The 25,989-nt window shown below is 57.3% G+C and carries 24 protein-coding genes and 1 tRNA gene; 19 read left to right on the top strand and 6 right to left on the bottom strand.

The window, feature by feature from the left end; translation table 11 throughout:
- Window positions 1-381 (bottom strand): type II toxin-antitoxin system PemK/MazF family toxin, encoded by a 381-nt coding sequence (locus MBOO_RS11930; RefSeq protein WP_012107858.1) that lies wholly within the window; start codon window positions 379-381, stop codon window positions 1-3.
- Window positions 382-527: 146 nt separating this feature from the next.
- On the opposite strand from MBOO_RS11930, the gene MBOO_RS11925 reads away from it, so the two are divergent.
- The 7 genes from MBOO_RS11925 to MBOO_RS11895 all read left to right on the top strand — a co-directional run bounded on the left by MBOO_RS11925 (window position 528) and on the right by MBOO_RS11895 (window position 8,667).
- On the top strand, window positions 528-1,127 hold the full coding sequence (locus tag MBOO_RS11925; protein ID WP_012107857.1) for a nitroreductase family protein: 600 nt from the start codon (window positions 528-530) through the stop codon (window positions 1,125-1,127).
- A 603-nt stretch (window positions 1,128-1,730) separates the two neighbouring features.
- Window positions 1,731-2,777, top strand: a complete 1,047-nt coding sequence (locus tag MBOO_RS13235; RefSeq protein WP_012107856.1) for a CAP domain-containing protein — start codon at window positions 1,731-1,733, stop codon at window positions 2,775-2,777.
- Between the two features lie 48 nt (window positions 2,778-2,825).
- A complete protein-coding gene (locus tag MBOO_RS11915) occupies window positions 2,826-3,413 on the top strand; it encodes a transglutaminase-like domain-containing protein (protein ID WP_012107855.1) in 588 nt (195 codons plus the stop codon).
- A 73-nt stretch (window positions 3,414-3,486) separates the two neighbouring features.
- Window positions 3,487-4,236, top strand: coding sequence for a class I SAM-dependent methyltransferase (locus MBOO_RS11910; protein ID WP_012107854.1), 750 nt, complete (start codon window positions 3,487-3,489; stop codon window positions 4,234-4,236).
- Between the two features lie 66 nt (window positions 4,237-4,302).
- Window positions 4,303-4,968: a flavodoxin family protein gene (locus MBOO_RS11905; RefSeq protein WP_012107853.1), complete on the top strand. Its 666-nt coding sequence runs from the start codon at window positions 4,303-4,305 to the stop codon at window positions 4,966-4,968.
- A gap of 130 nt (window positions 4,969-5,098) precedes the next feature.
- The gene (locus MBOO_RS11900) at window positions 5,099-6,874 is read left to right on the top strand and encodes an ABC transporter ATP-binding protein (protein ID WP_012107852.1); all 1,776 of its coding nucleotides are present in this window, start codon (window positions 5,099-5,101) and stop codon (window positions 6,872-6,874) included.
- A complete protein-coding gene (locus MBOO_RS11895; protein ID WP_012107851.1) occupies window positions 6,871-8,667 on the top strand; it encodes an ABC transporter ATP-binding protein in 1,797 nt (598 codons plus the stop codon). The genes MBOO_RS11900 and MBOO_RS11895 overlap by 4 nt, the downstream gene beginning before the upstream one ends.
- Before the next feature lie 52 nt (window positions 8,668-8,719).
- Here the strand turns inward: MBOO_RS11895 and rbr are convergent, their stop codons facing one another.
- Window positions 8,720-9,292, bottom strand: coding sequence for a rubrerythrin (rbr, locus tag MBOO_RS11890; protein ID WP_012107850.1), 573 nt, complete (start codon window positions 9,290-9,292; stop codon window positions 8,720-8,722).
- Between the two features lie 149 nt (window positions 9,293-9,441).
- Window positions 9,442-9,515 (bottom strand) — tRNA-Lys (locus MBOO_RS11885).
- Window positions 9,516-9,626: 111 nt separating this feature from the next.
- On the opposite strand from MBOO_RS11885, the gene MBOO_RS11880 reads away from it, so the two are divergent.
- From MBOO_RS11880 to MBOO_RS11870, 3 genes are read left to right on the top strand one after another with little or no spacing between them, the layout of a single operon-like run.
- The gene (locus MBOO_RS11880) at window positions 9,627-11,096 is read left to right on the top strand and encodes a DHH family phosphoesterase (RefSeq protein ID WP_012107849.1); all 1,470 of its coding nucleotides are present in this window, start codon (window positions 9,627-9,629) and stop codon (window positions 11,094-11,096) included.
- A 43-nt stretch (window positions 11,097-11,139) separates the two neighbouring features.
- Window positions 11,140-11,766 (top strand): 6-hydroxymethylpterin diphosphokinase MptE-like protein, encoded by a 627-nt coding sequence (locus MBOO_RS11875; protein WP_012107848.1) that lies wholly within the window; start codon window positions 11,140-11,142, stop codon window positions 11,764-11,766.
- Window positions 11,756-13,417, top strand: coding sequence for a radical SAM protein (locus tag MBOO_RS11870; protein WP_012107847.1), 1,662 nt, complete (start codon window positions 11,756-11,758; stop codon window positions 13,415-13,417). The genes MBOO_RS11875 and MBOO_RS11870 overlap by 11 nt, the downstream gene beginning before the upstream one ends.
- Window positions 13,418-13,440: 23 nt before the next feature.
- Here MBOO_RS11870 and MBOO_RS11865 read toward each other — a convergent pair whose 3' ends face one another.
- Window positions 13,441-14,595, bottom strand: coding sequence for a CBS domain-containing protein (locus MBOO_RS11865; RefSeq protein WP_012107846.1), 1,155 nt, complete (start codon window positions 14,593-14,595; stop codon window positions 13,441-13,443).
- Window positions 14,596-14,648: 53 nt separating this feature from the next.
- On the opposite strand from MBOO_RS11865, the gene MBOO_RS11860 reads away from it, so the two are divergent.
- Together MBOO_RS11860 and MBOO_RS11855 are read left to right on the top strand one after the other, a co-directional pair.
- Complete coding sequence (locus MBOO_RS11860) at window positions 14,649-14,918, top strand: PRC-barrel domain-containing protein (protein ID WP_048068765.1); 270 nt, start codon at window positions 14,649-14,651, stop codon at window positions 14,916-14,918.
- 95 nt (window positions 14,919-15,013) lie between these two features.
- A complete protein-coding gene (locus MBOO_RS11855; RefSeq protein ID WP_012107844.1) occupies window positions 15,014-15,766 on the top strand; it encodes a tRNA(His) guanylyltransferase Thg1 family protein in 753 nt (250 codons plus the stop codon).
- A 32-nt stretch (window positions 15,767-15,798) separates the two neighbouring features.
- Here MBOO_RS11855 and ileS read toward each other — a convergent pair whose 3' ends face one another.
- A complete protein-coding gene (gene ileS, locus MBOO_RS11850) occupies window positions 15,799-19,029 on the bottom strand; it encodes an isoleucine--tRNA ligase (protein WP_012107843.1) in 3,231 nt (1,076 codons plus the stop codon).
- A 168-nt stretch (window positions 19,030-19,197) separates the two neighbouring features.
- Here ileS and MBOO_RS11845 point away from each other — a divergent pair, with 168 nt between their 5' ends.
- Complete coding sequence (locus MBOO_RS11845; RefSeq protein ID WP_157677702.1) at window positions 19,198-19,452, top strand: hypothetical protein; 255 nt, start codon at window positions 19,198-19,200, stop codon at window positions 19,450-19,452.
- A gap of 14 nt (window positions 19,453-19,466) precedes the next feature.
- Here MBOO_RS11845 and MBOO_RS11840 read toward each other — a convergent pair whose 3' ends face one another.
- Entirely contained in the window at window positions 19,467-21,197 is a 1,731-nt protein-coding gene (locus MBOO_RS11840; protein ID WP_012107841.1) for a response regulator, read from the bottom strand.
- A 208-nt stretch (window positions 21,198-21,405) separates the two neighbouring features.
- Here MBOO_RS11840 and MBOO_RS11835 point away from each other — a divergent pair, with 208 nt between their 5' ends.
- From MBOO_RS11835 to MBOO_RS11810, 6 genes are all read left to right on the top strand, one after another.
- Window positions 21,406-22,716 carry a D-aminoacyl-tRNA deacylase gene (locus MBOO_RS11835; protein WP_048068472.1) on the top strand — a complete coding sequence of 437 codons (1,311 nt, stop codon included), beginning with the start codon at window positions 21,406-21,408 and terminating at the stop codon, window positions 22,714-22,716.
- Window positions 22,713-23,804 (top strand): cell division protein FtsZ, encoded by a 1,092-nt coding sequence (gene ftsZ / locus MBOO_RS11830; RefSeq protein ID WP_012107839.1) that lies wholly within the window; start codon window positions 22,713-22,715, stop codon window positions 23,802-23,804. Before MBOO_RS11835 ends, ftsZ begins: the two co-directional genes overlap by 4 nt.
- 6 nt (window positions 23,805-23,810) lie before the next feature.
- Window positions 23,811-24,017 carry a protein translocase SEC61 complex subunit gamma gene (locus MBOO_RS11825; protein WP_012107838.1) on the top strand — a complete coding sequence of 69 codons (207 nt, stop codon included), beginning with the start codon at window positions 23,811-23,813 and terminating at the stop codon, window positions 24,015-24,017.
- A 12-nt stretch (window positions 24,018-24,029) separates the two neighbouring features.
- Window positions 24,030-24,548, top strand: coding sequence for a transcription elongation factor Spt5 (locus tag MBOO_RS11820; protein ID WP_048068471.1), 519 nt, complete (start codon window positions 24,030-24,032; stop codon window positions 24,546-24,548).
- A gap of 154 nt (window positions 24,549-24,702) precedes the next feature.
- Window positions 24,703-25,209, top strand: coding sequence for a hypothetical protein (locus tag MBOO_RS11815; RefSeq protein ID WP_012107836.1), 507 nt, complete (start codon window positions 24,703-24,705; stop codon window positions 25,207-25,209).
- Window positions 25,210-25,317: 108 nt separating this feature from the next.
- Complete coding sequence (locus MBOO_RS11810; RefSeq protein WP_012107835.1) at window positions 25,318-25,986, top strand: flavodoxin family protein; 669 nt, start codon at window positions 25,318-25,320, stop codon at window positions 25,984-25,986.
- Window positions 25,987-25,989: the final 3 nt, after the last annotated feature.

Raw genomic sequence — 25,989 nt, 5'->3', positions numbered from 1 at the left:
TCAGCGGCGGGAACGCGATCTTCTGCGCGGGAAGTCCTGCGGGAACAGTTCCCCTGGAGCCCGCACCTGAGCGCCAATGGTATCCACCGCTTCAGCCACAAGCCGGCCCTTGAGCGCAATTACGTCCCGGACCGGGAGCGTACCGGCTTTTGCAGTCAGGACATAACTCTCGGTAAAAAGATCAAGGCCCCCAATGGCAAAATCGTCAAGCCCGATAGGGACGCACGGGGTATCGGAAGGTGGCCTGCTGCTGACCGGGCAGATGAGGAGATCGCCCTCCTCCGGTGCGGACAGGACTACGGCAGGCCGGGTCTTTTTCCCGTGCTGCTCTGCAAACGGTACCGGGGCAAGGATAACATCTCCCCGGTTATAACGTCCCATATGCTGGAATATTCAGGCGCCGGAAGGGATAAGGCAATTCCCCGGCTGGCACCCTTTTTTCACAAAAGATCCTGTGGGCACACTAGGGAGAAACGTATTACACCCGGACCGTGAAGGAAACGATCAGGAAAACCGTGGTGAGAAGAATGCAGTTAGCAGATTGTGTCATGCAGCGGTATGCGACAAAGAAGTTTGACAAAAAGAAGATCCCCGAAAAAAAGGTAGAGGAACTCATTGACCTTGTGCGGTTTGCGCCATCGGCCCTGAATCTCCAGCCCTGGAAGATTAAGATCGTAACCGACCAGAAAACAAAAGAAGAACTTTTGAAGGTCTCGAACAACCAGGAGCAGGTGACAACCTGTTCGCACCTTCTTGTATTCTGCGCCGCCTCCGATTATGATTCCCTGGTAAAACGGCTTGGGGCGCTTATGAAAAAGAACCATGTTCCCGATGACATTACCGGAAGGGTGACCGGGATGGCGGCGATGTTTGCGAAAAGCATGACTGATGAGCAGCGGGCCGCGTGGTCGCAGGCGCAGACGTACCTTGCGCTCGGGAACGCGCTCAATGGCGCAAAGTCGCTGGGCTTTGATTCCTGCCCGATGGGTGGGTTTGACCCGAAGGGATATTCGCGGATCCTCAACATCCCGGCGCACCTCACCCCGGTGATGCTCTGTCCGATCGGGTATGCGGCTGACAAGCCTGCACCTAAGATCCGGTACAAAAGAGAAGAGATCCTGTTTTAAAGAAAAAAAACCCCGGCAATTTTTTCATACGTGAAACTCTCCCCCGGTTATCTCCGCTTTACGCAGGGTGCATCACGAGTCCAGCCCCGCACGGCATGGAGAGGGGACGTGGCCGGGACCCCCACCTCGTAATTACATTGGCCTCACGATTGAAAAGCCATAAATGAGGGGATCTCACGCTCCCGGGTGCCTCTCTTTGTGACACAGGCCCCCCTCTACTAACAGATCGTGGAATTTCTGAGGAAAAACCGGTCCCGGTTTTCCTGTCCGGCAACCCTTGTTATTTTCGGCCAATAACCGCGTTTCCTGCCCCTTTCCGGGGGGTGCCATGCCAATCCCTCGTTTCCTTTTTCGCGGCGAAAAAAACGCCGCTAAATTGCACGGTCTAATCCTGATTAAAACGACTATTTTGAGAAAATAACGGTTTAAACAAATAATCGTGGAATGTGTTGGCACCCTGTCCGCTGGAACCGTCCGGGCGTGGATCCGTCTCCAGCCACTCTCCGTCGGAGAAGGGAATTGGGAAAAGGGTAGGTCCGGTCCCCCCGATTTATCTCCCTACCGGAGCCCTTATGACATACTGGGAAAGAGAGAGAAAGAGCAATGCCGCGCTGTGACTTTTGCGGAAAGAATGTTTCGCTCCCGTTCCACTGCCAGTACTGCGGGAAAAATTTCTGTGACGAGCACCGGCTCCCGCCCAACCACGATTGTGCCGGGCTTGCGGTGTGGAAAAAGACCCCGGCGCCGGGTGTTGGCATCCGGTACGGGGCCGGAGGCACGAGCGCGTACGGCGGTGGGTACGCAGCAAAGCCCGCGGACAAAAAACCCGGGCGCGTCCCGTTCTGGAAGCACCCGTACTTCCGGATTGCGGTTGTACTCGCGGTGATTGTCCTTCTCATCATCGTCTTTGTCCTCATGGGCGGATGTCTCCAGCAGGCAGGTGAGAACGTGACTCTCTCCTCAACACCGTCTCCTGCTCTTCCTGCGGCCACGACTACTCTTGCCCTGACCACAATAACGCCCAACACCACCCCGCTGGTGACGGTAGTTTCCACATCAGCCGCAACGCCAACACTTTCTCCTGCTCCGGCCATACCGTCAGAGACGATTGCAACGGCAACTGCCACCCCCCCGTTTCCCCTGGTGACTGCCCGGGTCTCCGATGACCCAAACCCGGTCCAGGGTTCGTCGCTCGCCAGCCGGATCCACGATCTCATTAACGAACAGCGGGCACAAAACGGGCTTGCTGCACTCTCGTACGACCCGGCGCTTGCCGCACTCGCGCTCAACCACAGCACGGACATGGCCACGAACAATTATTTCTCGCACATTGACCCGGCCGGGGAAGACCCGACTGCCCGGGGGAACGCGAGCGGGATCTATTGCGTCAAGAATTATGGCTCGTACTATACCTACGGGATTGCGGAGAACATCTTCCAGAATAACCTCTACACCTTGGTGACCGATACAAACGGCGTTTATTCTTACGCATGGAGCACCCCGGAGGAGATCGCGCAGTCCACCGTTACCGGCTGGATGAACAGCCCGGGGCACCGGAAAAATATCCTTACTGCAACTTATGACAGTGAAGGAGTGGGCGTGGCGGTTGCAGCGGACGACAAGGTGTACATTACCGAGGATTTCTGCTGACCCGGCCACCGCCTCTCTTTTACTCTCCACGATCCCATACGTTTTGCTATGAAACATTCCGGCCACGAAGAGTTCCTGCGGGTGACTCCCGTTATCGACCATGATCACCCGGCCGTGAGAAAAAAGGCGCTGGCCCTTGCTGAAGGCTGCACGGGAGACGTGGAGATCGCCCGGACCTGCTTCACCTTTGTCCGTGACGAGATCCGGCACAGCTGGGATTACAAGGCAAACCCGGTTACACTCTCTGCATCGCAGGTCCTGGAGCATACCACCGGCTATTGTTTTGCAAAAAGCCACCTTCTGGCTGCCCTGCTCCGGGCAAACGCCATCCCTGCCGGGCTCTGCTACCAGCGGTTGAAAAACCATGCGGAGATCGGCCCGGCATTCTATCTCCACGGCCTCAATGCTGTCTGGCTCGAAAAGTACGGCTGGTACCGGGCGGATGCACGGGGCAACCGGGCCGATGTGCATGCAGAGTTTATCCCCCCAAAAGAGCATCTTGCGTTTGTCCCAAAAGAACCGGGCGAATCCGACCTGACCGGGATCTTCTCCGACCCGCTTCCTGAGGTGGTCCGCCTGCTCTCGGAGTATACGGACTATATCGACGTACGCAAAAATTTGCCGGACGTGGAGTAACGGTCCGCACATTGCCCCTGCCGCCACATTCCAAAGCCTGAAATGGAAAACATATCATACACCTCTTTCACGTATGCCCGCACCACATTCCCGCAGCTTCCGGGATGGGAAGACTCTCGAAGGCGAAATTGCCGCCGCCATGCACCATGTTAGGGCGCTAGGTGTAACGTACCCGGACCATTACTACGAGTCGCTTGTCCTCAAGTACGAAAAGGACAGCGTGCCTTACCCTCACATCTTAACCATCCTTGGTGAACCCCGGATCCGCAGCCATTTTTATTACGGAGAGGCTTTGCAACGGCCCGGCCCGCTCCTCGATTACGGCTGCGGAACCGGCGACAATATCCGGCAGATCCTCCGGGACGGGTTCCCGCGGGACCGGATCACCGGTTTTGACCTTTCATGGGAGAGCATCGATCTCGGTTTTGACCTGTACCGCGACCGGGACGCATTACGGGATCTTTTCGTGGTAAACGATACATTTCCCTTCAGGAAGGAGCAGTTTGATACAGTCTATTCCGGGTCCGTCATCCACGTGATTGCCGATGATGCCGAGCTCGACGAGTACCTGGCAAACGCGTATAGGGCACTCCGGCCGGGTGGTATCCTCTTTGGTTCTACGCTCGGGATCGAGGATGGCAATGCCTGTGGCCCGGATGAGCACGGGCCGCCCCGGGTCTCTCCCCGTTCCGATATTATCCGGCACATCACGGCAGCCGGGTTTGCAGAACCGGCCATCGTTGCAAAACCCCACGAGGCCCACCGCCTTGGCGACAAAAAGTGTGTCTTTGAGTTCTGCGCCACAAGGCACAAAAATCCGTAACGTACGCTCCCACTACGGGAAGACACTCATAACCCCGGGCATCCTACGGTACTTCAGGAACCATTTATGAAGATCCTTGCCATCCACGGAAGCCCGCGTACAACCCGGAGCATGACCCGGCAGCTTGCCGGTTTTGTCCTTGCCGGTTCAGCAGAGTCCGGTGCAGAAACAGAGATGATCGACCTTGCCGACTATCGGATCCTTCCCTGCACGGCTTGCGAAGCATGCACTCTCAATGGTATCTGCGTCAACGACGACGATATGCCGGAGCTCCTCGCCCGGATAAACGAAGCCGACGCCCTGATCCTTGGCTCGCCGGTGTATATCGATAATGTCACCGGCCAGATGAAGGTCTTTTTCGACCGGCTGGCAGATGCGATCCATTACCAGCAGTGTGCCGGGAAATACGGTTGTGCGGTAGCGACCACGGGAGAATCCGGTGGCGATGAGGTGGTCGCGTATCTCAACCATGTCCTCAATTATCTTGGCGTTATATCAGTCGGGGGCATGAGCGTTGCGACCGGGGGAGGACCGGAAGCGGTAGATGCGGCAGAACCTGCCGCCCGGGCCCTCGGGAAAAAACTCGCGGATGCGGTCCGGAACGGTTATTCCGATCCGGGGCAGGAAACCGAGATCGAGGGAAACCGGGCGTACTTCAAAACGATCGTAGAAGAGAACCGGGACTTCCGCCCTGATGAGTTCGAACGGTGGGTGCGGATGGGCTGGATATAAGCCCCCCTTTTCACTCATTTTAATGCTTTTTTCCCGGATAATTCAACCGCTGCCTTCCTGTTGCATCCTGTCCCGGAATCTTTAACAAGGTTGGACAGCATCGTTCAAGTACAGTAATACGGAAAAGATCATGGCGGCAGACTGGCATCGGCGTATCCTGACAGTATGGAACGGTTACCGGAAATGGCTCGTCCTCTCCCTTGTCCTGACGATTGCGGGGGCACTGTGCACGCTTGCCATCCCCCTGCTCTCGCAGGCCCTCATTAATCAGGGGATCCTTGGCAATAACCTGGGTGTGGTCATCCATTACGGGGGGTACATGCTCGTGCTCACCATGGTGGCCGCGGGCTGCCAGGTGGCAAACACCCTGATCGCAGTCAAGTTCTCCGAGCGGACTGCCAATTACCTCCGGACCGAATCGTACCGCCATATCCAGGAGCTCTCGTTTGGGAATATCGACCGGATGCGTCCGAGCGATCTTCTCGTACGGCTGACAAACGATATCCAGAACGTCAAGATCGCGATCCAGCAGGGAATCCTCAACCTCCCTCTCGTCCCGGTCATGCTCATTATCACCATCCTGCTCATTGCGTTCTACACCCCGGCCCTTATCGGCCTCATGGTCGTCCTCCTGGTTGTTTTTACGATCCTCCTTACAGCCTACCTCCGGTTCGTGCTGCCGGTCTTTGCAGTGCGCCAGGAGAAATACGATGCCATGAACGGCCGGCTCCAGGAAAACCTTGCCGGCGTCCGGGTGGTCAAGGCGTTTGTGCGCCAGCGGCTGGAAAACGACCGGTTCTCCCGGGTTGCCGGGGAGGTAAGAGGGTCGTCGCTCCGCGCCCAGACCTCGATTGCCATCCTCATCCCGACCATGCTGCTCGTGGTAAACCTCGGGCTTGCCGCGATCTTTTTTATCGGCGGCACCAGTGTGCTCTCGGGCACGGGATTTTCGATCGGCGAGGTGATCGCTTCGATCCAGTACCTCTTCCTCCTGATAATGCCGTTTATGATCCTCGGCACCGTGCTCCCGGCAATCTCTGCCTCACGGCCGTCGTTTGACCGGATCTACGAACTGCTGGACACAAAAGCGGAGGTGAACGACCCGGCAAAACCTGCGGCTTTTGACCCCTCGTCCGTAAAAGGCCGGGTGGTCTTCGACCATGTGTCGTTCGGATACCGGACCCCGGAGGGTACACCCGGGCCGCTTGTGCTCCGCGATATCTCTGTTGTGGCAGAACCGGGAGAGACGATAGGGATCCTTGGTGCCACCGGTTCGGGAAAGTCCACGCTCATCCATCTCCTTCCCCGGTTTTACGATGTCACAGACGGCAGGATTACCCTGGATGGCACCGACATCAGGCAGATCCCCCAGGACACGCTGCGCCGGACCGTTGCCATCTGCCTCCAGCAGCCCAACCTCTTCTTCGGTACGATCCGGGAGAACATCCTTTTTGGCGCAGATGACCGATCGGATGCGAACATGGTCGCCGCTGCCGAGGATGCCGATGCCGCAGGGTTTATCACCAATATTCCCCGGGGATACGATGATGCCGTGTCCCGGCACGGGGCAAATTTCTCGGGCGGCCAGCGCCAGCGCCTGGCCATAGCCCGGACCCTTGCGGCAAAACCGAAGATCCTCATCCTTGACGACAGCACGAGCGCCTGCGATGTGGCAACCGAGGCCCGGATCCAGGATCGGATCAACCAGCGGTTCGCCGGTGTTACCAAGATCCTTGTGGCGCAAAGGATTAGCACGGTGATTGCTGCGGACCGGATCCTCCTCCTTGACAGCGGGAAGATCGTTGCCTCGGGCACCCACGAGGAACTGCTGGCAATAAGCCCGGAGTACCGAGAGATCTATGATTCGCAGCTGGGCCGGGGCATTGTCGGGAGAGGTACATCATGACCGCAGATACGGTGTCTCCCGGCGCGGACCAGCTCCCCCCGATGATCCCGACCGTGCGGCGTTTCTTCCGGTACATGGCCCCGCACCGGTTCAGGCTCGCGCTCGTGATCGTCTTTATGGCGGTTTCGGCCCTGCTCACTGCCGCATTCTCGCTCCTGATGGGCGAAGCCACCACCCTGATCTCGTCAGGCCCGGGTCCGCTTGCCCCGCTCGAAGAAGTGATCGCAGCCCTTACCGCAGCGGCCCTGGTTACCTGGCTTGTCGGGGTCGTCTCCCAGAAGTTCCTCTCGGATATCGCGCAGGATGCGCTGTACTCCCTCCGCTGCGACCTTGTCTCCCACATCCAGACGCTTTCGCTTAACTTCTTTGACCGGCGCCCGATTGGCGAACTGATGAGCCGGGTCACCAATGACACGCAGGTGATCGAGCAGTACATCAGCATCGGAGCCCTCCAGACCGGCCAGGCCATCATGACAATCGTGATCATAAGCATTGTCATGCTCTGGGTCAATGTGGAATTCACCGTCCTTGCCTACATCGTGGTGCTGGGCCTTGTCTGGGTCTCATGGCTGCTCACCAAGACCTCGGGGCCCGCGTTTGCCCTGCTCCAGGAAAAGACCGGCGATCTCAACGGGTTTGCGGAGGAGTGGCTCTCGGGAGAAAAGACCGTGATCGCGAGCCGGCAGCAGGGAGAGGCCGCCGAGCGGTTCTCCGCGTTCAGCACCCGGGTGGCCGCAATCGGCGAAAAGGCCCAGTTCTCCGCGCTCATCAGCCAGCAGATCTCATCGATCTTTACCACCGTGCTCATAGTAGCGCTCCTTGTCGTGGGCGGCCTCTTAGTGATGAACGGGATGGCCGCGATCGGCACCCTGATTGCATTCATCGGCTTCTCGTTCTCGCTCTTAAATTCCTTTACCACGATCTTCTCGGTGTATGCCCAGATCCTCAACGCGATTGTAGGGATGTCCCGCGTCTTTGCGGTCATGGATGAGACGCCGGTCGTGGCTGATCTGCCCGAAGCGCCGGCCATGGCGTCTGTTACCGGGGATGTGGAGTTTGACCATGTGGACTTCTCGTATATCAAAGGGCGGCGGGTACTCTCTGACAACACGTTTCACGCAGCGCCCGGGCAGATTTTCGGCCTCTGTGGACCCACCGGCGCCGGGAAGAGTACCATCATCAACATCCTGACCCGGTATTACGATATCGAGAGCGGTGGAATCCGGGTGGATGGGACCGATATCCGGTCAGTACAGCAGGACACGCTTCGCGTCCAGATCGCGCAGGTGCTCCAGGAGCCATTCCTCTTCTCCGATACGATTATGGCAAACCTGAAATACGCACGGGAAGGTGCAACGAATGAGGAATGTATCCGTGCAGCAAAGCAGGCCAATGCCCACGAGTTCATCCTCCGCCAGCCCAAAGGCTACGACACGGTACTCGTGGACGGTGGCACGAACCTCTCGCAGGGGCAGCGCCAGATGCTCACCATTGCCCGGGCAATCGTGGCCGACCCGAGGATGCTCATCCTCGATGAGGCGACCAGTAATGTCGATACCCGGACCGAGAAGCTGATCCAGGAAGGGCTGTTGACCCTCCAGAAAGACAAGACATCGTTTATCATCGCTCACCGCCTCTCCACGATTCGGCATGCCGACCAGATCCTGGTCATCGATAAGGGAAGGATCGTGGAACGCGGTACACACGCCGAACTCATGGAAAAGAAAGGGTTCTATTACGATCTCTACATGAGCCAGTTCCGGGGAAGGCTCGCCGGGATCGTAAAAGAGTAAACGGGAGATAAAAATAGCCGGCGGAATGATCCCGCCGGCAATACCCTGTTTTTTAAAAGTTCTCCGCGTAGATTTCGAAATATGCCTGCGGGTGGGCGCAGGCCGGGCATGTTGCCGGAGCTGTTGTCCCTTCGTACACGTACCCGCACTCCCGGCAGTACCACTTCACCGGAGTATCGCGTTTGAAGACCATCCCTTTTTCGAGGTTTGCAAGGAGCCGGTTGTACCTCTGTTCATGGTACTTCTCGACCACCGCCACCTGCCGAAAAATGTTTGCGATCGGGATAAATCCCTCGTCTTTTGCTGTCCCGGCAAAGGTCGGGTAGAGTGTCCCCCATTCCATCATCTCGCCGTCAGCGGCCGCCTTCAGGTTCGCTTTTGTGGTCCCGATCACACCGGCGGGATATGCGGCCGTGATCTCCACCATCCCTCCCTTGAGGAACGAGAAGAAGAGTTTCGCGTGCTCTTTTTCCTCCTCGGCGGTCTGTAAAAAGACCGCTGCGATCTGCTCGTACCCCTCGTTTTTTGCCACTTTGCCAAAATAGCTGTACCGGTTCCTGGCCTGGGATTCCCCGGCAAATGCCGCAAGGACATTTTTTTCCGTTTTGCTGCCGATAAACTCCATTTTCTCCTCATGGGGCAGCCTGCAGTGTTTACAGACGCCTTTAGGAGATCGATCGGGGGCTGCCGTAATTAAGATTATGTTACCGGCATTACGATCGAAGAGCCGGAGCGTGAAGTACCGGGGCACGTCAGGAAGAATGGAAAGAAAAGCGGGCCTGAAGGGATTTGAACCCTTGACCTGCGGATTAAGAGTCCGCCGCTATGCCGAACTAAGCTACAGACCCACGTAGCCTAATAATGTGGCCGTTACAGCCGAATAAATGTTTTGGAAACAAGCCGGCAAAAACTGCCGATAGAATCCTTTTATACGTGGGTGTGGCCCATCTTTTCCTAACATGCCAGAGACCGCCGCGTTTGAGCCGCAAGCCCCAACGAAATACTGCATCTTCGGGTGCGGCACCAGCGGGTACAACATCATCCTCGAACTCGCCAAAGAGAACGAACGCGTGATCGTGGTTGACCGCGATGAAACGCGCGTACGCCATCTCCGCGATCAGAAATACGACGCGTATGTACGGGATATTGCTGCATCGGATATGCTCTCCGGCCTTCCATCGTTTGAGATCGCTTTTGTGATGACCGGCGATGCGGATGCCAATCTTGCCGCGGTTGCGGGTATTAAGAAACGGTACCCGACCGTCCAGGTGATCGCCCGTGCTGTGGATCCGGTGACAGGCCAGAAGCTCACGGCCGCCGGGGCTGACCTTGTCCTTTACCCTCAGGAGGTCGTGGCAAAGACCGCGGTCTTCCAGATCAAAAAGCAGCACGCGAGCCGGATTTCGCAGAGGCTTTTCTCGCTCCTTGCCGGCTGGGATGGAATCCTTGGGATCATCACCCACAAGAACCCTGACCCGGATGCGATCGCAAGTGCCATGGCCCTTGCCGAGATCGCCCGGCATGCGAACTCAAAAACGCTCACAACCCGGATCTTCTACGAAGGAAATATCGGACATCAGGAGAACCGGACGTTTGTCAACCTTCTCGATATCAAGATGGAGCACCTCTCCTTGGACGCGCTCCAGAAATGCACGTACCTTGCCATGGTGGACTGCTCGGGCCCGGGAGCTAACAACGACGTCCCGCCCCAGACAAAGATCCAGATCATCATTGACCACCACAAGGACGGGAACCACGCGGCCGGGCAGGGTACGTTCACCGATATCCGCCCGGGTATCGGGGCAACCGCGAGCATCCTGACTCAGTATCTCCAGGAGCTCGATATCCCGGTTGATAAGAGGGTGGCAACAGCACTCCTGTATGGCATACGGACTGACACAAAAGAGTTCAAGCGCAACGTAACCCCGCAGGACCTGGGAAATGCCGGCTTTTTGCTCCCGCTCACAGATGCGGACCTGCTCGACAAGATTATGTCGCCGTCCATGTCGCAGGAGACCATCGATGTGATAGGTAAGGCAATCCAGAACCGGAAGATCCAGAGCGGGTATCTCTTCTCTAACGTCGGTTACGTGATGAACCGCGATGCCCTCCCGCAGGCAGCTGACCTCTTGATCACACTTGAAGGGGTGAACACGGCGCTCGTGTACGGGATCACCGATACCGCTATCGTGATCTCGGCCCGGAACCGGGATATCCGGCTCCATATCGGGAATGCGCTTGCCGAGGCGTTCGGGGACATGGGGGATGCCGGCGGCCACCCCAACATGGCCGCGGCAAACCTCCCGCTCCACTATTTTGGGAACGTGGCAGACAAGGTAACACTCCTTGACGTTGTTATCGAGCCGATCCTCCAGAAGTTCAAGAACCTCGTGGGCCTGGAAAACGAGGACCGGAAAAATGAGGAGTAAGGCCGCGCCGTTCCCGCTTCCCGCGGCCGGGTGCCGGTGAGGTATGGAGTTCTCCGCATGGGAGCCATATTACCTCGAAATCCTCGCTTACTTCGGGTTCTCCAGGGAAGACGATGAGAAGGCTGCGGCTCTGCTTGCGGCACTTACCGATCGCGATGACCTTCCCGCACTTGTGCGGCTGGTGAAAGGCCGGGATGTAGCCGTCTGCGGGAACGCCCCCGGCCTTGCGAGGGAGCTCTCCCGGATCCCGGTGGGGCACGTGGTCTTTGCCGCCGATGCCGCGGCCGACGTGCTTTACATGCACGGTATCCGGCCGGATGCGGTTTTTACCGATCTTGACGGAGCAACCGATCATCTCATAGAGATGAACCGGGCGGGGACCATTGCGGTAGTGCATGCACACGGTGACAACATCCCGCTCCTGCAGCACTGGGTGAAAAGGCTGCCGGGCCCTCTGATCGCCACCACGCAAAGCACGCCGTTTGGACATGTACACAACTTCGGCGGGTTCTCGGATGGGGACCGGGCGGTCTTTGCTGCCGATGCGCTCGGGGCAAAGACGATCACGCTTATCGGCTTCGACCTCGATGACAGAAATGTCGACCCGGTCAAGCGCGGGAAACTTATGTGGGCTAAGAAACTGCTTGCCCTGATCGGCCATGACCACTGACACCTCCCGGAGCACAACCGCAGTTATTCTCGACGGGTATGTGGACGAACCCGCGTGCCTCGGTGTCCCTCCGTACATCTCTCCCTATATCCGGACGGTGGCAGGGGCCATCAGTGTGCACGGTTTTTCCGTCAGGTATCTCACCATCGACCAGCTCAGGAACGACCCGCAGATCTTCGCCGCAATGGACCGGGCCGGCCTGCTCGTCATGATCGCGGGGGTTACAGTACCGGGAAAATATCTTGGCGGTACTCCTGCCACGATCACCGAGATCCAGCAGGTGGGCCACCAGCTGAGGGGCCCAAAAAAACTGATCGGCGGGCCCATCGGCTTTGGGTACGCAGGCGAGGGCGGGAAGAAAGCGGTCCGGCAGGTAATCGCCGGTTTTGACGCATTGCTCGAAGGGGATCCGGCCGTTGCACTCGACCGGTACCTTGCCGGGGGAGATCCAACGGGGGTGTTCGATTATACGCGGACGGATCCGTGGAGCGTGGCAGGCGCCGGCATTATCGTGCAGCACCCGGACTTCCCGTACGTGATGTGCGAACTGGAGACCGCCCGGGGCTGCTCTCACGGGGCGACCGGGGGCTGTTCGTTCTGTACCGAGCCGTTCTACGGCCTGCCCCGGTACCGTTCCGTATCCGGGGTCGCAGCCGAGGTTGCGGCTCTTGCCTCTCATGGGGCCCGCCACTTCCGGGTGGGCCGGCAGCCGGATCTCCTTGCCTACGGGGCAGACGCGGGTGAGTACCCGGCGCCCCGCCCGGATCTCCTCGAAGAACTCTTCTCCTCGATCCGTACCTCGGCGCCGGATCTTAAAACGCTCCACATCGACAATACGAACCCGGCCACCATTGCCCGGCACGAGGAGAAGAGCCGGGAGGCACTCGCCGCGATCATCCGGTACCACACACCCGGGGATGTGGCCGCGTTCGGTATGGAGACCGCTGATCCGGCTGTTGTGGCGGCCAATAATCTCAAGGCACAGCCGGACGAGGTTTTCAGGGCAATAGAGATCGCAAACGAAATTGGCGGGGTTCGCCGTGACGGGATCCCCGAACTGCTGCCCGGTCTCAACTTTGTCTGTGGCCTTGCCGGGGAAACGCCTGCGACATACGACAAAAACGAGCAGTTCCTTTCACGGGTGCTCGCGGCCGGTCTTCTTGTCCGGCGCGTCAATATCCGTCAGGTGATGCCGTTTGAAGGAACGCCGGCCTATACGAACAATACGCTCGGGAAAAACGAACGCCGGTTCCGGGCCTTCAAGGAGTTTGTGCGGGAAAAGATCGATCTCCTCATGCTCCGTCAGGTCTACCCCATAGGGACCATCCTCCGCGATGTACGCATAGAAGTCTCAGGGGAGCTCTCGTTTGGCCGGCAGCCGGGATCGTACCCGATCCTGGCCGGTATCCCGCTAAATCTCCCGGCCCGGACTGTGATCGATGCGGTTGTGGTGGACTGGGGCATGCGTTCGATCACCGCCCTTCCGCTGCCGCTCAATATCAATACCCTGCCGGCATCTGCCCTCCGCTGGATGCCCGGCGTGGGGAAAAAACGCGTGGCGGCCGTAATAGCAAAGAGGCCGTTTAAGGATGTTGCTGCGTTTGTGAAGGTCGCAGGGAGCTCGGCTCTCGACCCGTATCTTGAATGCTAGAAGACAGGTAACCAAAAACGGTTTTAGATCTTTTTTAATTCGGTAACTTTCAGGATATCGGTCCGGGTCACGATCCCTACAATCCGGTCTTCCTGCAGGATCGGGATGCGGCCGATATTCCGGGCAGACATGATCCGGAGAGCATCGATCACCGAAGCCGTGGGGGGCAGGGTGACAACCTCACGGGTCATCACATCTTTTACCTGCATTGCCTCGCGGTCGATGGGAGAAGTCCGGTTCACGTCCGCAAGAGTCACCATGCCCACGAGCGTGTCGCGCTCGGTGACAGGAAAACCAAGGTGCTTGCTTGCGTACATCATGTCAACAACCTTGACGAGCTGCATGCTCGCGGGAACCGAGACCACCGGGGTGCTCATCATCTCACCCACGGTCACATCACGGAGCAGGACATTGTACTGCACAGCCGATGATTCGAGGCTTGCCCCCAGGTACACAAAGAGGGCGATCAGGATCAGGAAGGGATCGAAGGGAGCGATGTACCCGGGGATACCAAAGAGCCCGACGATACCAAAGAGGATAGCAAATCCCTTGCCCACGTTTGCCGCAATCCGGGTTGCCCGATCAAGCGGCATCCGGGTTGCGAGAGCCGCCCGGAGCACACGGCCGCCATCCATGGGAAAGGCGGGGATCAGGTTGAACGCAAAGAGGATGATGTTGAGCACACCCACGTACCCGAAAATAAAGATGAGCACTCCCTGTATTGCGGGTGCAGGTGTGAGTGCCGGGGTGACGTACACAAGGCCGCAGCAGGCAAGGCCAAAGACAAGGCTTGTGAGCGGCCCGGCAAGCGCCATGGGCAGCTCAGTCCTTGGTTCCGGGGCCCCCTCGTCCATCTGGGCAACGCCCCCGAACATCAGGAGTGTGATGCTCTGCATCCGGATTCCTTTTACCCGGGCCACAAGCGAATGGGCGAGCTCGTGGACAAACACTCCGAAAAAGAGTCCGAGGGCAACAATTGTCCCGAGGATCCAGGGCATGTAGCCGCCGGAGATGATAGTGGAGTCGATCCCGATGCCAAAGAGCCCCCCGATCAAATCGGTGGTAGCTCCGATCTGGCTGCCGATAAGGAAGGCAAAAACCGGAATGATCAAAAGAAAAGTCCAGTGGAGCATGATCGGGATCCCAAAAAGCCGCCCGATTCGAAGAGATCCGTCCATAAAGTATGGATTATCTTTTTAACCCATATGGTATATACTTTCATCTGATAACGATGGAATCTCAGATTACGGACTTATTCGGGCTTGCGATCTACACGGACAAGGGCATGTACATCGGCGAGGTCGATGATGTGGTCATTGACGTAGATTCAAAGAAGATCGAATCCCTTGTTGTAGGCAAGGTTAACGACCAGCTCTTTGAGCTTAAGAACTACAAGGGACTCAAGATCCCGTACCGGATCATCAGCGCCATCGATGATATTGTGCTGATTCGCCACCTGCCGGGTGCCTTTGCCGGCTCGGGCACAATCGAGGAAGAATAATCGCGGATTTTTTTATTTCAGCACTATTCCACCGGGTGGGAAGGGAGATCCGGCATTTTTGTTCTCTCTCCCTTTAACCCACAGGGGGGCGTTCCATGGATAATTACGAGATCTTCTCAAACCTTGCCACAATCCCCCCGGTCTTTGTCCGGCTCGATGGCCGGGCGTTCCACGGCCTGACCAAAAAGTACGGGTTTGCAAAACCGTTCGACGACAGGTTCTGCTCGGCAATGATGGCTGCGTGCCGGGCCCTTGTTGCCGACAGCGGTCTTGCGCCGGTGTTTGCGTACACGTTTTCGGACGAGATCAGTCTGTACTTCACCGGGCTGCCCTTCTCAGGAAGGGTGGAGAAGATCGATTCGGTGGCTGCCTCGTATGCGGCAAGCGCCCTGACACTCGCCCTTGGGGCAGAGGAGCCACTAGCTTTCGATGCCCGGGTTGTGCAGGCAACCCCGGAGACCGCGATTGAGTACATGACCGGCCGACAGGACGAGGCCTGGCGCAACCACATCAACTCCTACTGCCAGCAGGCGCTGATTGCCGAAGGGATGGATGCCACCGATGCGGCACGAAAACTTAAAGGGCTGCCGGCGGCAGAGCTTCACGAGATGATGCACGAGCGGGGAGTTAACCTGGCAAAGACGCCGGCCTGGCAGCGCCGGGGGATTCTTGTCTGCAAAAAAGAGGAAGAAAAAGAAGGGTACAACCCGGTTACGGATGAACACGTGATCGTAACCCGGAGCAGGGTTGTTGAAGACCGCGACCTCCCGCTCTTTTCAACGCCGGAAGGGCAGGCATTTCTGCGGATGCTGATCTGCGGAAAACCGGAAACATCCGGGAGCTCATAAAAGCCCGGCCAAAAAAGAAAAAGGATCCGGCATCAGGCCACTTTTGAGATCCCAATCGTCATCGCGATCCCTTCGACATCCCAGTCCTTTGCGAGCTGGTGTGACGATCCTGCCGGCTCTGCTGAATGGTGAAGCGAGAGCGTTTTTGCCCGGACCTCATCGGCGATACCCGGCTTCCAGCTCGCTCCCACAAGCTCGCAGATACGTTTGTCTGCGACAGCTACGTCCACCATGATAAAGTCCTCGACTGCGAGATCGAGCTGCCGGCGCATCTCCTGGATCCGCCGGATGATCTCCCGGGCATAGCCTTCCGCCTCAAGGTCCGGGGTAAGGGCTACATCCACGTACACCGTCCCGTCCTCCATCGGGGCCGAGAAGATATCCGTCGGGAGTTTTTCCGTGAATCTCACGTGCTCTATACCAATTTCAACGACATCTTGTTCGTAATCTGTCCCGATCTTAAGATCGTCGGGTTTCGAAATTTTTCCCTCTTCAATTTTTAACTGGAATTTTTGCCCGGCATCGACCGCAGCCTTGATTGCGTTTCCGTCCGCGGCTTCGATAAGGCCTTTGACCGCAAACGAGTTTTTCCCGAATCCCTTGCCGAGCGCTTTCATGACCGGCTCTGCATGCCAGCCGATCCGGTCCCACCGGCCTATCACAACCGTGACCTTGCGGGCGTTGGCCCGGTCCATGCAGACCTCATTAAGCCGGGCAACCGCGTCTTTTACCTCGGGTTTTGCGGTCACGATCACAACTTCGTCCACCGGCCAGCGGAGTTTCCTCTTTCCGGCCTGGCGGGCGTTCTGGACTGCGTCATCGAACGAGCGGACGAGCTCCATAGCGTGTTCAAGCTCGCGGTTTGTGAGCGCATCGTCGCATGCCTGCCAATCGAGCATATGAACGCTCCCGGGATCGTTTTTACACCGTAGGTTGCTGTAGATCTCTTCGGTGATGTGCGGGGCAAACGGGGCCATGAGGTCGACAAGACGGCGCATCACGTAATAGATCGTCTCGTAGGCAAAGATCTTCTGTTCTGATTCACCTTCGAGCCACATCCGGGGCCGGACGAGCTGGACGTACCAGCGCGAGAGATCTTCGAGAATGAAATTGAGGATCTCCCGGGTTGCCCGGTGGAGCTGGCACTCCTTTGTGCTTGCATCTACGATCCCGGCGACTGTGTTGATCCTTGAGACGATCCAGCGGTCTTCGTCCGGAAGCTCGCGGATGTGCGACCGGACAAACGAGCCGTCCCAGTGCCCGCTTTTTGCCTCGGGTTCGAACCTGTCGAGGATCATGTACGGCATCGGAAACCGGTACACGTTCCAGAGGATGTTCATCGTCCGGTTGACAGTCGCGATACCGTCCCAGTTGAACTTTAAGTCGTCCCAGGGGGCAGATGAAGAGAGCACATAGAGCCGGAGCACGTCGACCCCGACCTTTGCGATCACTTCCTCGGGTGCCACTACGTTCCCGAGGCTCTTTGACATCTTCCTGCCCTCTGCATCGAGAGCAAAGCCGTGCATGCAGACACTCTTGTACGGCGCCTTCCCGAATGCGATCGTGCTTGCCCCGAGCTGCGAGTAGAACCAGCCCCGGGTCTGGTCCTGTCCCTCGGTGATAAAGTCCGCAGGCCAGAGTTTTTCAAACTCATCGGTCTTTGCCGGGAAGCCGACCGTTGCCCATGACGCAACCGCGGAGTCGAACCAGACGTCGAAGATATCCCCGACCCGCTTCATCGTGCCGCCGCACTCGCAGGGAATTGTCACTTGGTCCACGAACGGGCGGTGGGGATCGGGAACCTTCTGCCCGCTCGCCTTTTCCAGTTCCGCGATCGTGCCGATCACCCGGTATTTGTCGCATTTGTCGCAGATCCATACCGGTATAGGGATGCCCCAGTACCGCTGCCGGGAGACGCACCAGTCCCGGGCCTCCTTGATCCAGTCATAGAACCGGGCGCTGCCGGCCCACTCGGGGTACCATGTGACTTTCTTTACCTCCGAGAGCATGAGGTCCCGCATCTCCGAGGCTTTCAGGAACCACTGGGATGTTGCCCGGAAGATGATCGGTGTCTTGCAGCGCCAGCAGTGGCCGTACCGGTGGGTAATCTTCTCGGTCGCGAGCAGCCTTTCTCCGAGTGCATCGAGCACCTCTCCATTCGCATCCCGGACAAATTTCCCGGCAAAGATCCCCGTTTCGGGCCGGAACTTTCCTGCCCCGTCCACCGGGCAGACAATGGCGAGTTTCTCTTTTGTCCCGAGCACGTAGTCGTCCCAACCGTGGCCCGGGGCAATATGCACCATGCCGGTGTTCTCCATTGCAACAAAGTCCGCAGCAACAACCCGGTGGGCGATCTCCTTCTGGATCGGAACCACATCCATGAGCGGGGAGTCGTACTCCCAGCCGATGAGTTCAGCGCCTTTTTTGGTCTCTAACGTCTCGAACTTCTGGTACCGCCCTTTCTTGAGCACGGATTTTACGAGATCCTCTGCCACCCAGAGGTATTCCTCGCGCCCGTTCTTCTCGGCGTGAACCCGTGCGTAGACAAATTCTTTTCCCACCGCGACCGCTACGTTGGCGGGAAGGGTCCAGGGAGTTGTCGTCCAGATCACAAGCGACTCGCTTACCTTACCCCTGATCGGGAACTTGACAAAGACCGAGGGGTCGGTCTCGTCCCAGTACTCGACTTCGGCGTCCGCAATCGCCGTCTCGCACCGGGGGCACCAGTTCACGACCCGGTACCCGCGCTCAAGCATCCCCTTCTCCTGTGCTTTCGCCAGCGTCCACCACGCTGCTTCCACATACCATGGCTTGATCGTCTGGTACGCGTTTTTGAAATCCATCCAGATCCCGAGGTTCTCGAACTGGGCGTCCATGAGTTCCTTGTTCTTTATCGCGAACTCCCGGCACTCGTTGATAAACTTTTCAATCCCGAATGTCTCGATATCCTTTTTGGAGGCAAAGCCGAGTTTTTGCTCGACTTTCACTTCGATAGGAAGGCCATGCATATCGTAGCCCGCACGGTCGATCACATTCCTGCCGTTCATCCGGTGGTAGCGGAGGATCGAGTCTTTTATAATTTTGTTCCACGCGGTACCAAGGTGGATCTGACCGGTGGTGTATGGCGGGCCGTCGACAAAGAAGAATGCCCTGCCGGCACTGTGCTGCTCTTTTACTGCCTTGTAGGTATCGTGAGTGCGCCAGTACTCCTGCACCTCACGCTCGATATCTTTCGCGGAAAAGTTTGCGGTAACTTCCTTCACAACATCCCTCTGTCTACGGTGGCGGGATACCCAAACGTATCGATATATGTTGACTCTTTATCACAAAGTAGTTTTCTTGTGCCTGTTTTTTGCCGCTAATCACCCTGCTTCCGTTTAGACATTCGCCGGTGCCATGAGAGCGGCAAACAGCGGATGAATACGGGCTTCATGTCAGCCACGCAGGACATCAGCCGGGCACGGTACGCATTTGATACCCTGAATGTCAGCTGCGTGCAGGTCAACGATATCCCTGCGTTCCGCGCCGATCTTATATGCCGTACGGCGGCTTTGGAGAGATCCGGTACCGGCTGTAAGGGGCGGCGGTACTCCCTTAAGGAGATGCTCTCACTCCGCCTGATAGTGATCAACCGGCGCCGGGAACTGGAAGAGCCGGCCGGATCATCCCGAAACCGGGAAACATAAAAAAAGGGTGGCACTTACTCAAAACCCAGGATATCGGGACAGAACATCTTGAGCAGGTTCTCGATATAGGTATAGGACCTCTTGTGGTCGATGTATAACCGGAAACTGGTCCCGTCGGTTTTTTTGAGGTCGAGGTATCCCGAGAGGAGTACAGGTTTTTTGAGGACTGCACGGGCCAGTTCTCCCCTTTCCGCGGAGAAGACGCTGAGGTTTTCCAGTTCACCGATGGCTTTCTGGTTTGTATCCGATGAGGTCCCGAAGAGCTCGTCCATGAGGAATGTGCCGAACTGGACTCCTGCCTGCGGGGCGGTGACATCAAGATCGGGATTACGGATGACAAAGATCCTGCGGGTGGTGGCATAAATACCGTACCCCCCGGTTGATGAGCCGATTGCACCTGCAAGAGATCTGCCTACCCCATCGCCAACGATTTTGAGGGTCAGGCTGGAGATCCCGCCGAGGTACTCTTCGGCTTTTGTATTGCCTGTCATCTCGTTTATTCCGGTCACCGTAATCGCTTCGATGGCAGCAATGAGCTGTCCGGCGGCATCCTGAACCGGGGAGCATTTTCCCTGCAGGATCATTGGCCGGCCCCGGATGGAGACGCGTTCTTTCTCTCCGATGTACGTGTCCCCAACCCTCTTTGCTGCAGGAATATTTCCGCCAGGGGTTGATCCCAAAGGCCGGATGATGTGATCGATCAGCATGGGGCCGGGTTTGCCATAGAAAGGTACGGCGTACTCCTGGCCGGCCTTCCCGATCATCTCCACCGCGGGGACCCCGGTGAGCTGGGCAAGTTTTGCACTCCAGGCAATGATCATTCCCCGGGTATCCACCGCAAAAACCGGGGCATCGAGTGACTGGAGGGTAGCCATCATATCTCCCCAGTCATCGGGATGTTCCGGTGGCAATTCCGCTGCCGGCTGGCTGCTTGGCGCAACCGGATAGACCGTAGTTTCAGCTGGGGAACTTCCCCCGATCCGTACCAGGTGGGAGGTATCCCTTCCCGTTATCTGGTATTCCTGGATCGTCCCGGCCTGGGTAAAGAACCCATGGTAACTCCATTCAAGAAGGACACTTCTTCCGTCCCCGGCAATGATGTGGTGCTGGAGCAGGCAGTCCGGCTTGTCAAAGGAGAGGCCCTGGATGCGGGAGAAGATCTCGGCACGCTCGCTGTCGGGTATAAAGGCAAAGAAATTCTCCTTTACCAACTGGCGGTAGGGCTTTTTGAACAGGTGGACACAGGGTTCATTTACGTAGCTGAATAAACCGTCAGGCTTGACCCGGGAGATGAGCTCCGGTCCGCTATCCACAATCGAGTTGTAGAACCTGGCCCAGGCCATCAGCTCATATTCGGCGTTCTTCTGCGGGACCCTGACCCGGATAAAATCGATCAGCCGTTCGACCTCACCTGCCATATCGGCGCCCTTCTGGAGATAGTAATCGGCGCCGGTGTTGAGGGCATCGCGGGCGATATGTGCGAGCCTCTTTGCCGTGGCCATTACAAAGATCGACTGGCCCCCCCGTGCCCGGATCTCCTTTAAGAGGGCAATTCCGTCCATGTCGGGCATGGAGAAATCTGCAATAATTACATCAAAGTACTGTCGATTGAGCAGATCCAGTGCATCGGAAGCAGAGATCGAGGTCGTGACTAACAGATCCTTTTCCTGCTCGAGCCGTGCCTTGAACGCGTCCAGAAACAGGGGTTCGTCATCGATACAGAGAAGAGAAATAGTCTGCGGCATGCTCTTGCCCCCCAGTGTGTATCCAGATTCTGATTCTCCATATTAAATAAATTATTTAATTGATGTATTCCAGTACCGAAATCCGGAGGGATGCTCGCGTTCCCGGGTTGGTGCAGGTTCACGCATCATAGCGTTACAAAGGATGGCACTCCTGAACAGTGGTGAACGTCCAGAGAGGTTTTTTTCTGGCAGAGCATACCGGAAGATCATGAAAGTTGCGCTGATCCACTCCCGCGATGATGTGGCGGGTTGTACTATCCGGCGCCACATCGAGCAGTGTCTCGATGACGCTCATGGGAGCGCAAACGGGAGAACCTATGAATTTGTTGAGGTTGGTGGCAGGCTTATCAATGCCGAGGGAGTCGATGCCACTCTGGATGTTAATCTGGTTATTTTCCTCTCACGTCATTCCAGCGTAAACCCGGTACCGGTGCTCACGGTCCATGCCACCGGGAATTTCGGCGCAGCGGAACTGGGGGGGAGCCCCCGCACGCTTGCCCCTGCTGCACCCGCCATGATGCAGGCGACCCTGCGGGCGCTCGCCCGGTACTGCCCCGAAGGGTACCGGGTCTCGTACGAGGTCACCCACCATGGCCCCACGGGGCTTTCCCACCCTTCGTTTTTTGTCGAGATAGGTAGCACGGAAAAAGAGTGGGTTGACCCGGTGGCCGGCCGGGCAGTGGCTGAGGCCGTGCTCGGGGCAGATCCGGCCGGTGCTGTCCCGCTGATCGGTATCGGGGGTACCCATTACGCCCCCCGCGAGACCGCGATTGCCCTTTCCAGCCGGGGGGCATTCGGCCATATTGCCAGCTCCCGGCTCCAGGTAGCCCTTCTCGACCGGGAGCTGGTGCAGGCTATGGTGGTGCAGAGCCGGGCAGTTGCTGCGTATATTGATCGGAAGGCAGTCCTTCCTGGTGACGTTTCCCGGATTTCTGCGATCCTTGACGAATTGGGCATTCCCCGGCTGTCCGAGACAGAGATCACTTCCCTTGGGCACCTTGCATGGGAGGCCTACAGGGAGGTACGGGCTCTTGCTGCAACAGTTGGACCACAAACCCGGTGCTTTATCCATGCACTCGAAGGCACCGGTCCTCTTGTTCTGGTCTCCCTTGATCCGGTACTCCTAAGTGAGGCCAAGAGATGTGACGAATCTGCACTGGTCCAGAGGTTTGGGCCGCTTCCGGTGGCACACCTGGCCACAGAGGACAACGTGCTTCTCCCGCAATTCGTGGCTTTTGAACGCAATTCTTCGAAAATAATAAATGATTTAAATACATTGTGCGTGAAAATCATACGTAACAGGGAAAGCACAGCGACGGAGAACGATTATCTGGTCATCAGAAAGGTCCGGTTTGACCCCCAAAAAGCGCGCGAACTTGGGGTGCCGGCCGGGCCTGCCTACCGCCAGCTTGCCGCCGGGCAGGCTGTGGAGTATGATGGCCAGATAATAACACCTGACAGGGTCTCCGTTGCCACGGAGACCAGAATCCACATCCCGGGACTGGAGAACTACTCATGAGGTCGATTGTTGAAGAGGCACTGACAAAGGCGCGGGACGAGACTGCATCATCCCCGCAGAACAACGAGGATCTTGACCAGATCTTAAGCGAACTCAAGACCGAGATCACCGTGATCGGCTGCGGGGGCAGCGGTTCGAATACCGTCACCCGCATGATGGAAGAGGGGATCCATGGTGCAAAGCTTGTGGCCATCAATACCGATGCCCAGCACCTGATCCGCACCCACGCAGACCAGCGCATCCTGATTGGAAGGCAGCGGACCCGGGGCCTTGGCGCCGGCTCTATCCCGCAGATAGGTGAGGAAGCAGCGCTCGAGAACGAACAGGATATAAAAGCGATCGTCTCCGGATGTGATATGGTCTTTATCACGGTAGGCCTCGGTGGCGGCACCGGCACCGGCTCGGCCCCGGTTGTTGCCAAGGCTGCCCGGGAAGAAGGTGCGCTCACCATCGCGGTTGTCACCCTGCCTTTTGCCTCCGAGGGTGCAATCCGGATGGAAAACGCGGAAGCCGGTCTCGAACGCCTCCGGGATGTGGCAGATACCGTGATCGTGGTCCCGAATGACCGCCTGCTTGAAGTTGTTCCCAAGCTTCCCCTTTCCGCAGCGTTCAAGGTCTCCGATGAGGTGCTCATGCGGGCAGTCAAGGGTATCACGGAACTTATCACCATGCCTGGCCTGGTCAACCTCGACTTTGCCGATGTGCGCACGGTCATGGAGCGTGGTGGTGTTGCCATGATCGGCATGGGCGAAAGCGACAGCGAAGACAAGGCAGCAGATTCGGTCAAGAAAGCGATCCGGTCCCCGCTTCTTGATGTGGATATATCCGGCGCAACCGCGGCGCTCGTGAACGTAGTCGGCGGCCCGGACATGACCATGGCGGAAGCCGAGGGGGTTGTGCAGGAAGTCTACTCGCGCGTTGACGAGAATGCACGGATCATCTGGGGTGCGCAGGTCGACCCCACCATGTCCAACAAAATGCGGACGCTTCTGGTGGTCACGGGCGTTCGGTCGCCACAAATATATGGTCGCAATGAGAAGCTTACCCCCAAAGTACAGAAACAGTACGAGATTGATTTTCTCAAGTGAGCAGTTATGGAAATTTCAAAACCTGATATCAAAATCGATGTGCACGAGGAGTTATTCCGCAAGTACATCCGCGTCCTGAAACTCGCGCGCACACCCAGCCGGGAGGAGTTTACCAAGATCGCGACCGTAGCAGCGGCAGGGATCCTTCTCATAGGGCTGATCGGATTTATCATCTATCTGTTCTTCGAACACAAGCAGATGCTGGGATTCTAGATCCTGATGGCCATGACAGCGGAACCCACTCCCGTATCGCCTGCGGTACCGACAGTACCCGAGGTATTCTCTAACCGGATATTTGCGATCAAGACGACCTCCAAGCAGGAGCGGACCGTAGCCGACAATATCCTTAAGGCAATCGAGACAAAGGCCACTGATATCAAGGTCACCTCGATCATTGTCCCCAATGAACTCCAGGGATATGTTCTTGTGGAGACCCCTGAAGAGCGTAACCGGATCGAACAGCTCGTGGAGATGATTGCCCACGCCCGCGCAGTGGCAAAGGGCCAGACCACCCTTGCTGAGGTGGGACATTTCCTGATCCCCAAGCCCGTAGTTTCCGGTATCGACGAGGGTACGATTGTCGAGCTGATCGCCGGACCATTCAAGGGTGAAAAAGCCGTGGTCAAGCGTGTGGATTCCGCAAAAGAAGAGATCACGGTGGAGCTGTACGAGAGTGTTGTCCCCATCCCGATCACTGTGCGGGGCGACAACGTGCGGGTCGTAGACAAGGTCAGCGACCGGTAACTTTTTTTTTTGTTCTCGTTTTGGGTTTTATTATTACCGGTAGGTTTTTTTTGCCTTGCTGCCGCGCTTCTGCTCCGTGACCGGTGGGAATGTTGATAAAGCATCAGTTTAATATTACAAAATGTAATGTAAACATTACAAGTGGCGGCCTCCCATGGCTGCTTTTGTGGAGACTAAGCTCATGAAACCATTCAGTGTCTCAATTGTCATGCTCCTTGTTGCCACCCTGGTACTTGCCGGGGTACTTGTCGCAGGATGCACGCAGGATTCCGGCAGCAGCACATCTGCTGCGGCCACAAACAGCCAGCAGGCAGCGCCTGCCGGTACAGCATCCAATCCGTCTTCGGATAATAGCGGATCGTATGGAGGATCAGGCTCGTATACCGGGAACGGCAATTACGGGAACCACACGTTTTCCGGGCAGGGTTTCCTTACAAACACGACCCTGCTCAATGCGGCTGCCGCTCAGCTGGGCGTTTCCGAGCAGGCCCTCCAGAATGCCCTTACTCCCCAGAGCGGGCAGCGGATGAACCTTACTTCCGCGGCCGCTCAGCTCGGCGTAACCCCGGATCAGCTCCGGTCGGCTCTTGGCTTCCCGGCCGGAGGTTTCCGCCATGGTAACCAGACCGCGGCCATGATGACACCGGCCTCCGGTCAGTGATCCGGGTATATCCTTCATATCTTTTTTTTCGGCGGCCCAAGCTGGTGATCAAGCCAATACCTTTATCTTCGATATTCTCTCTAACCCCACTTACAGGAGCAGATGAACATGAAAATTCTTGGAATAAATGCCAGCCCCCGCGGAAAGGAGAGCAACACCCTCCGGCTTACCCGTGCTGTGCTTGACGGGGCGAAAGAAGCGGGTGCGGAAACAGAACTTGTCGATCTTTACACCCTGAAGATCGGGTACTGCACTGCCTGCGGGACCTGCTATGCCACGGGCGAGTGTACGATTCTCGATGATTTTTCCGACATCTTCGACAGGATGATGAACTCCGATGGGATTGTACTTGGCGCGCCCAACTACATTGACTCCGTGCCGGCCCCGGTAAAGGCGCTCTTTGACCGGATGGCAGACGCTATCCACTGCCAGATGTTCACCGGCAAGTTCGGGTGTTCTGTCTGCACGGCCGGTGGGGCCGGAGAAAACGAGGTGATGGGGTACATGAACAAGACCCTCTCGACGCTGGGTGCAAACATCGTGGGCGGCGTGGGTGTTGCGATCGGGCGCGACCCTTCAGCTCTTGGGAAGGCAGAAGGGGAAGCAAAAATCCTTGGAAAGACGCTTGTACAGGCGATTCAGGGTGGGATTACCTATCCCGACCAGGATGCACTCCACAAGCAGAAACGGGAGTACTTCTGCCAGCTCGTGAAGTATAACAAGGACCGGTTCGCCCACGAATACGAGTGGTACGAGCAGATGGGCTGGATGAAGTGAGCC

The organism is Methanoregula boonei 6A8 (assembly GCF_000017625.1).
GTDB lineage: Archaea > Halobacteriota > Methanomicrobia > Methanomicrobiales > Methanospirillaceae > Methanoregula > Methanoregula boonei.
This window is presented reverse-complemented; position numbering and strand designations above follow the sequence as displayed.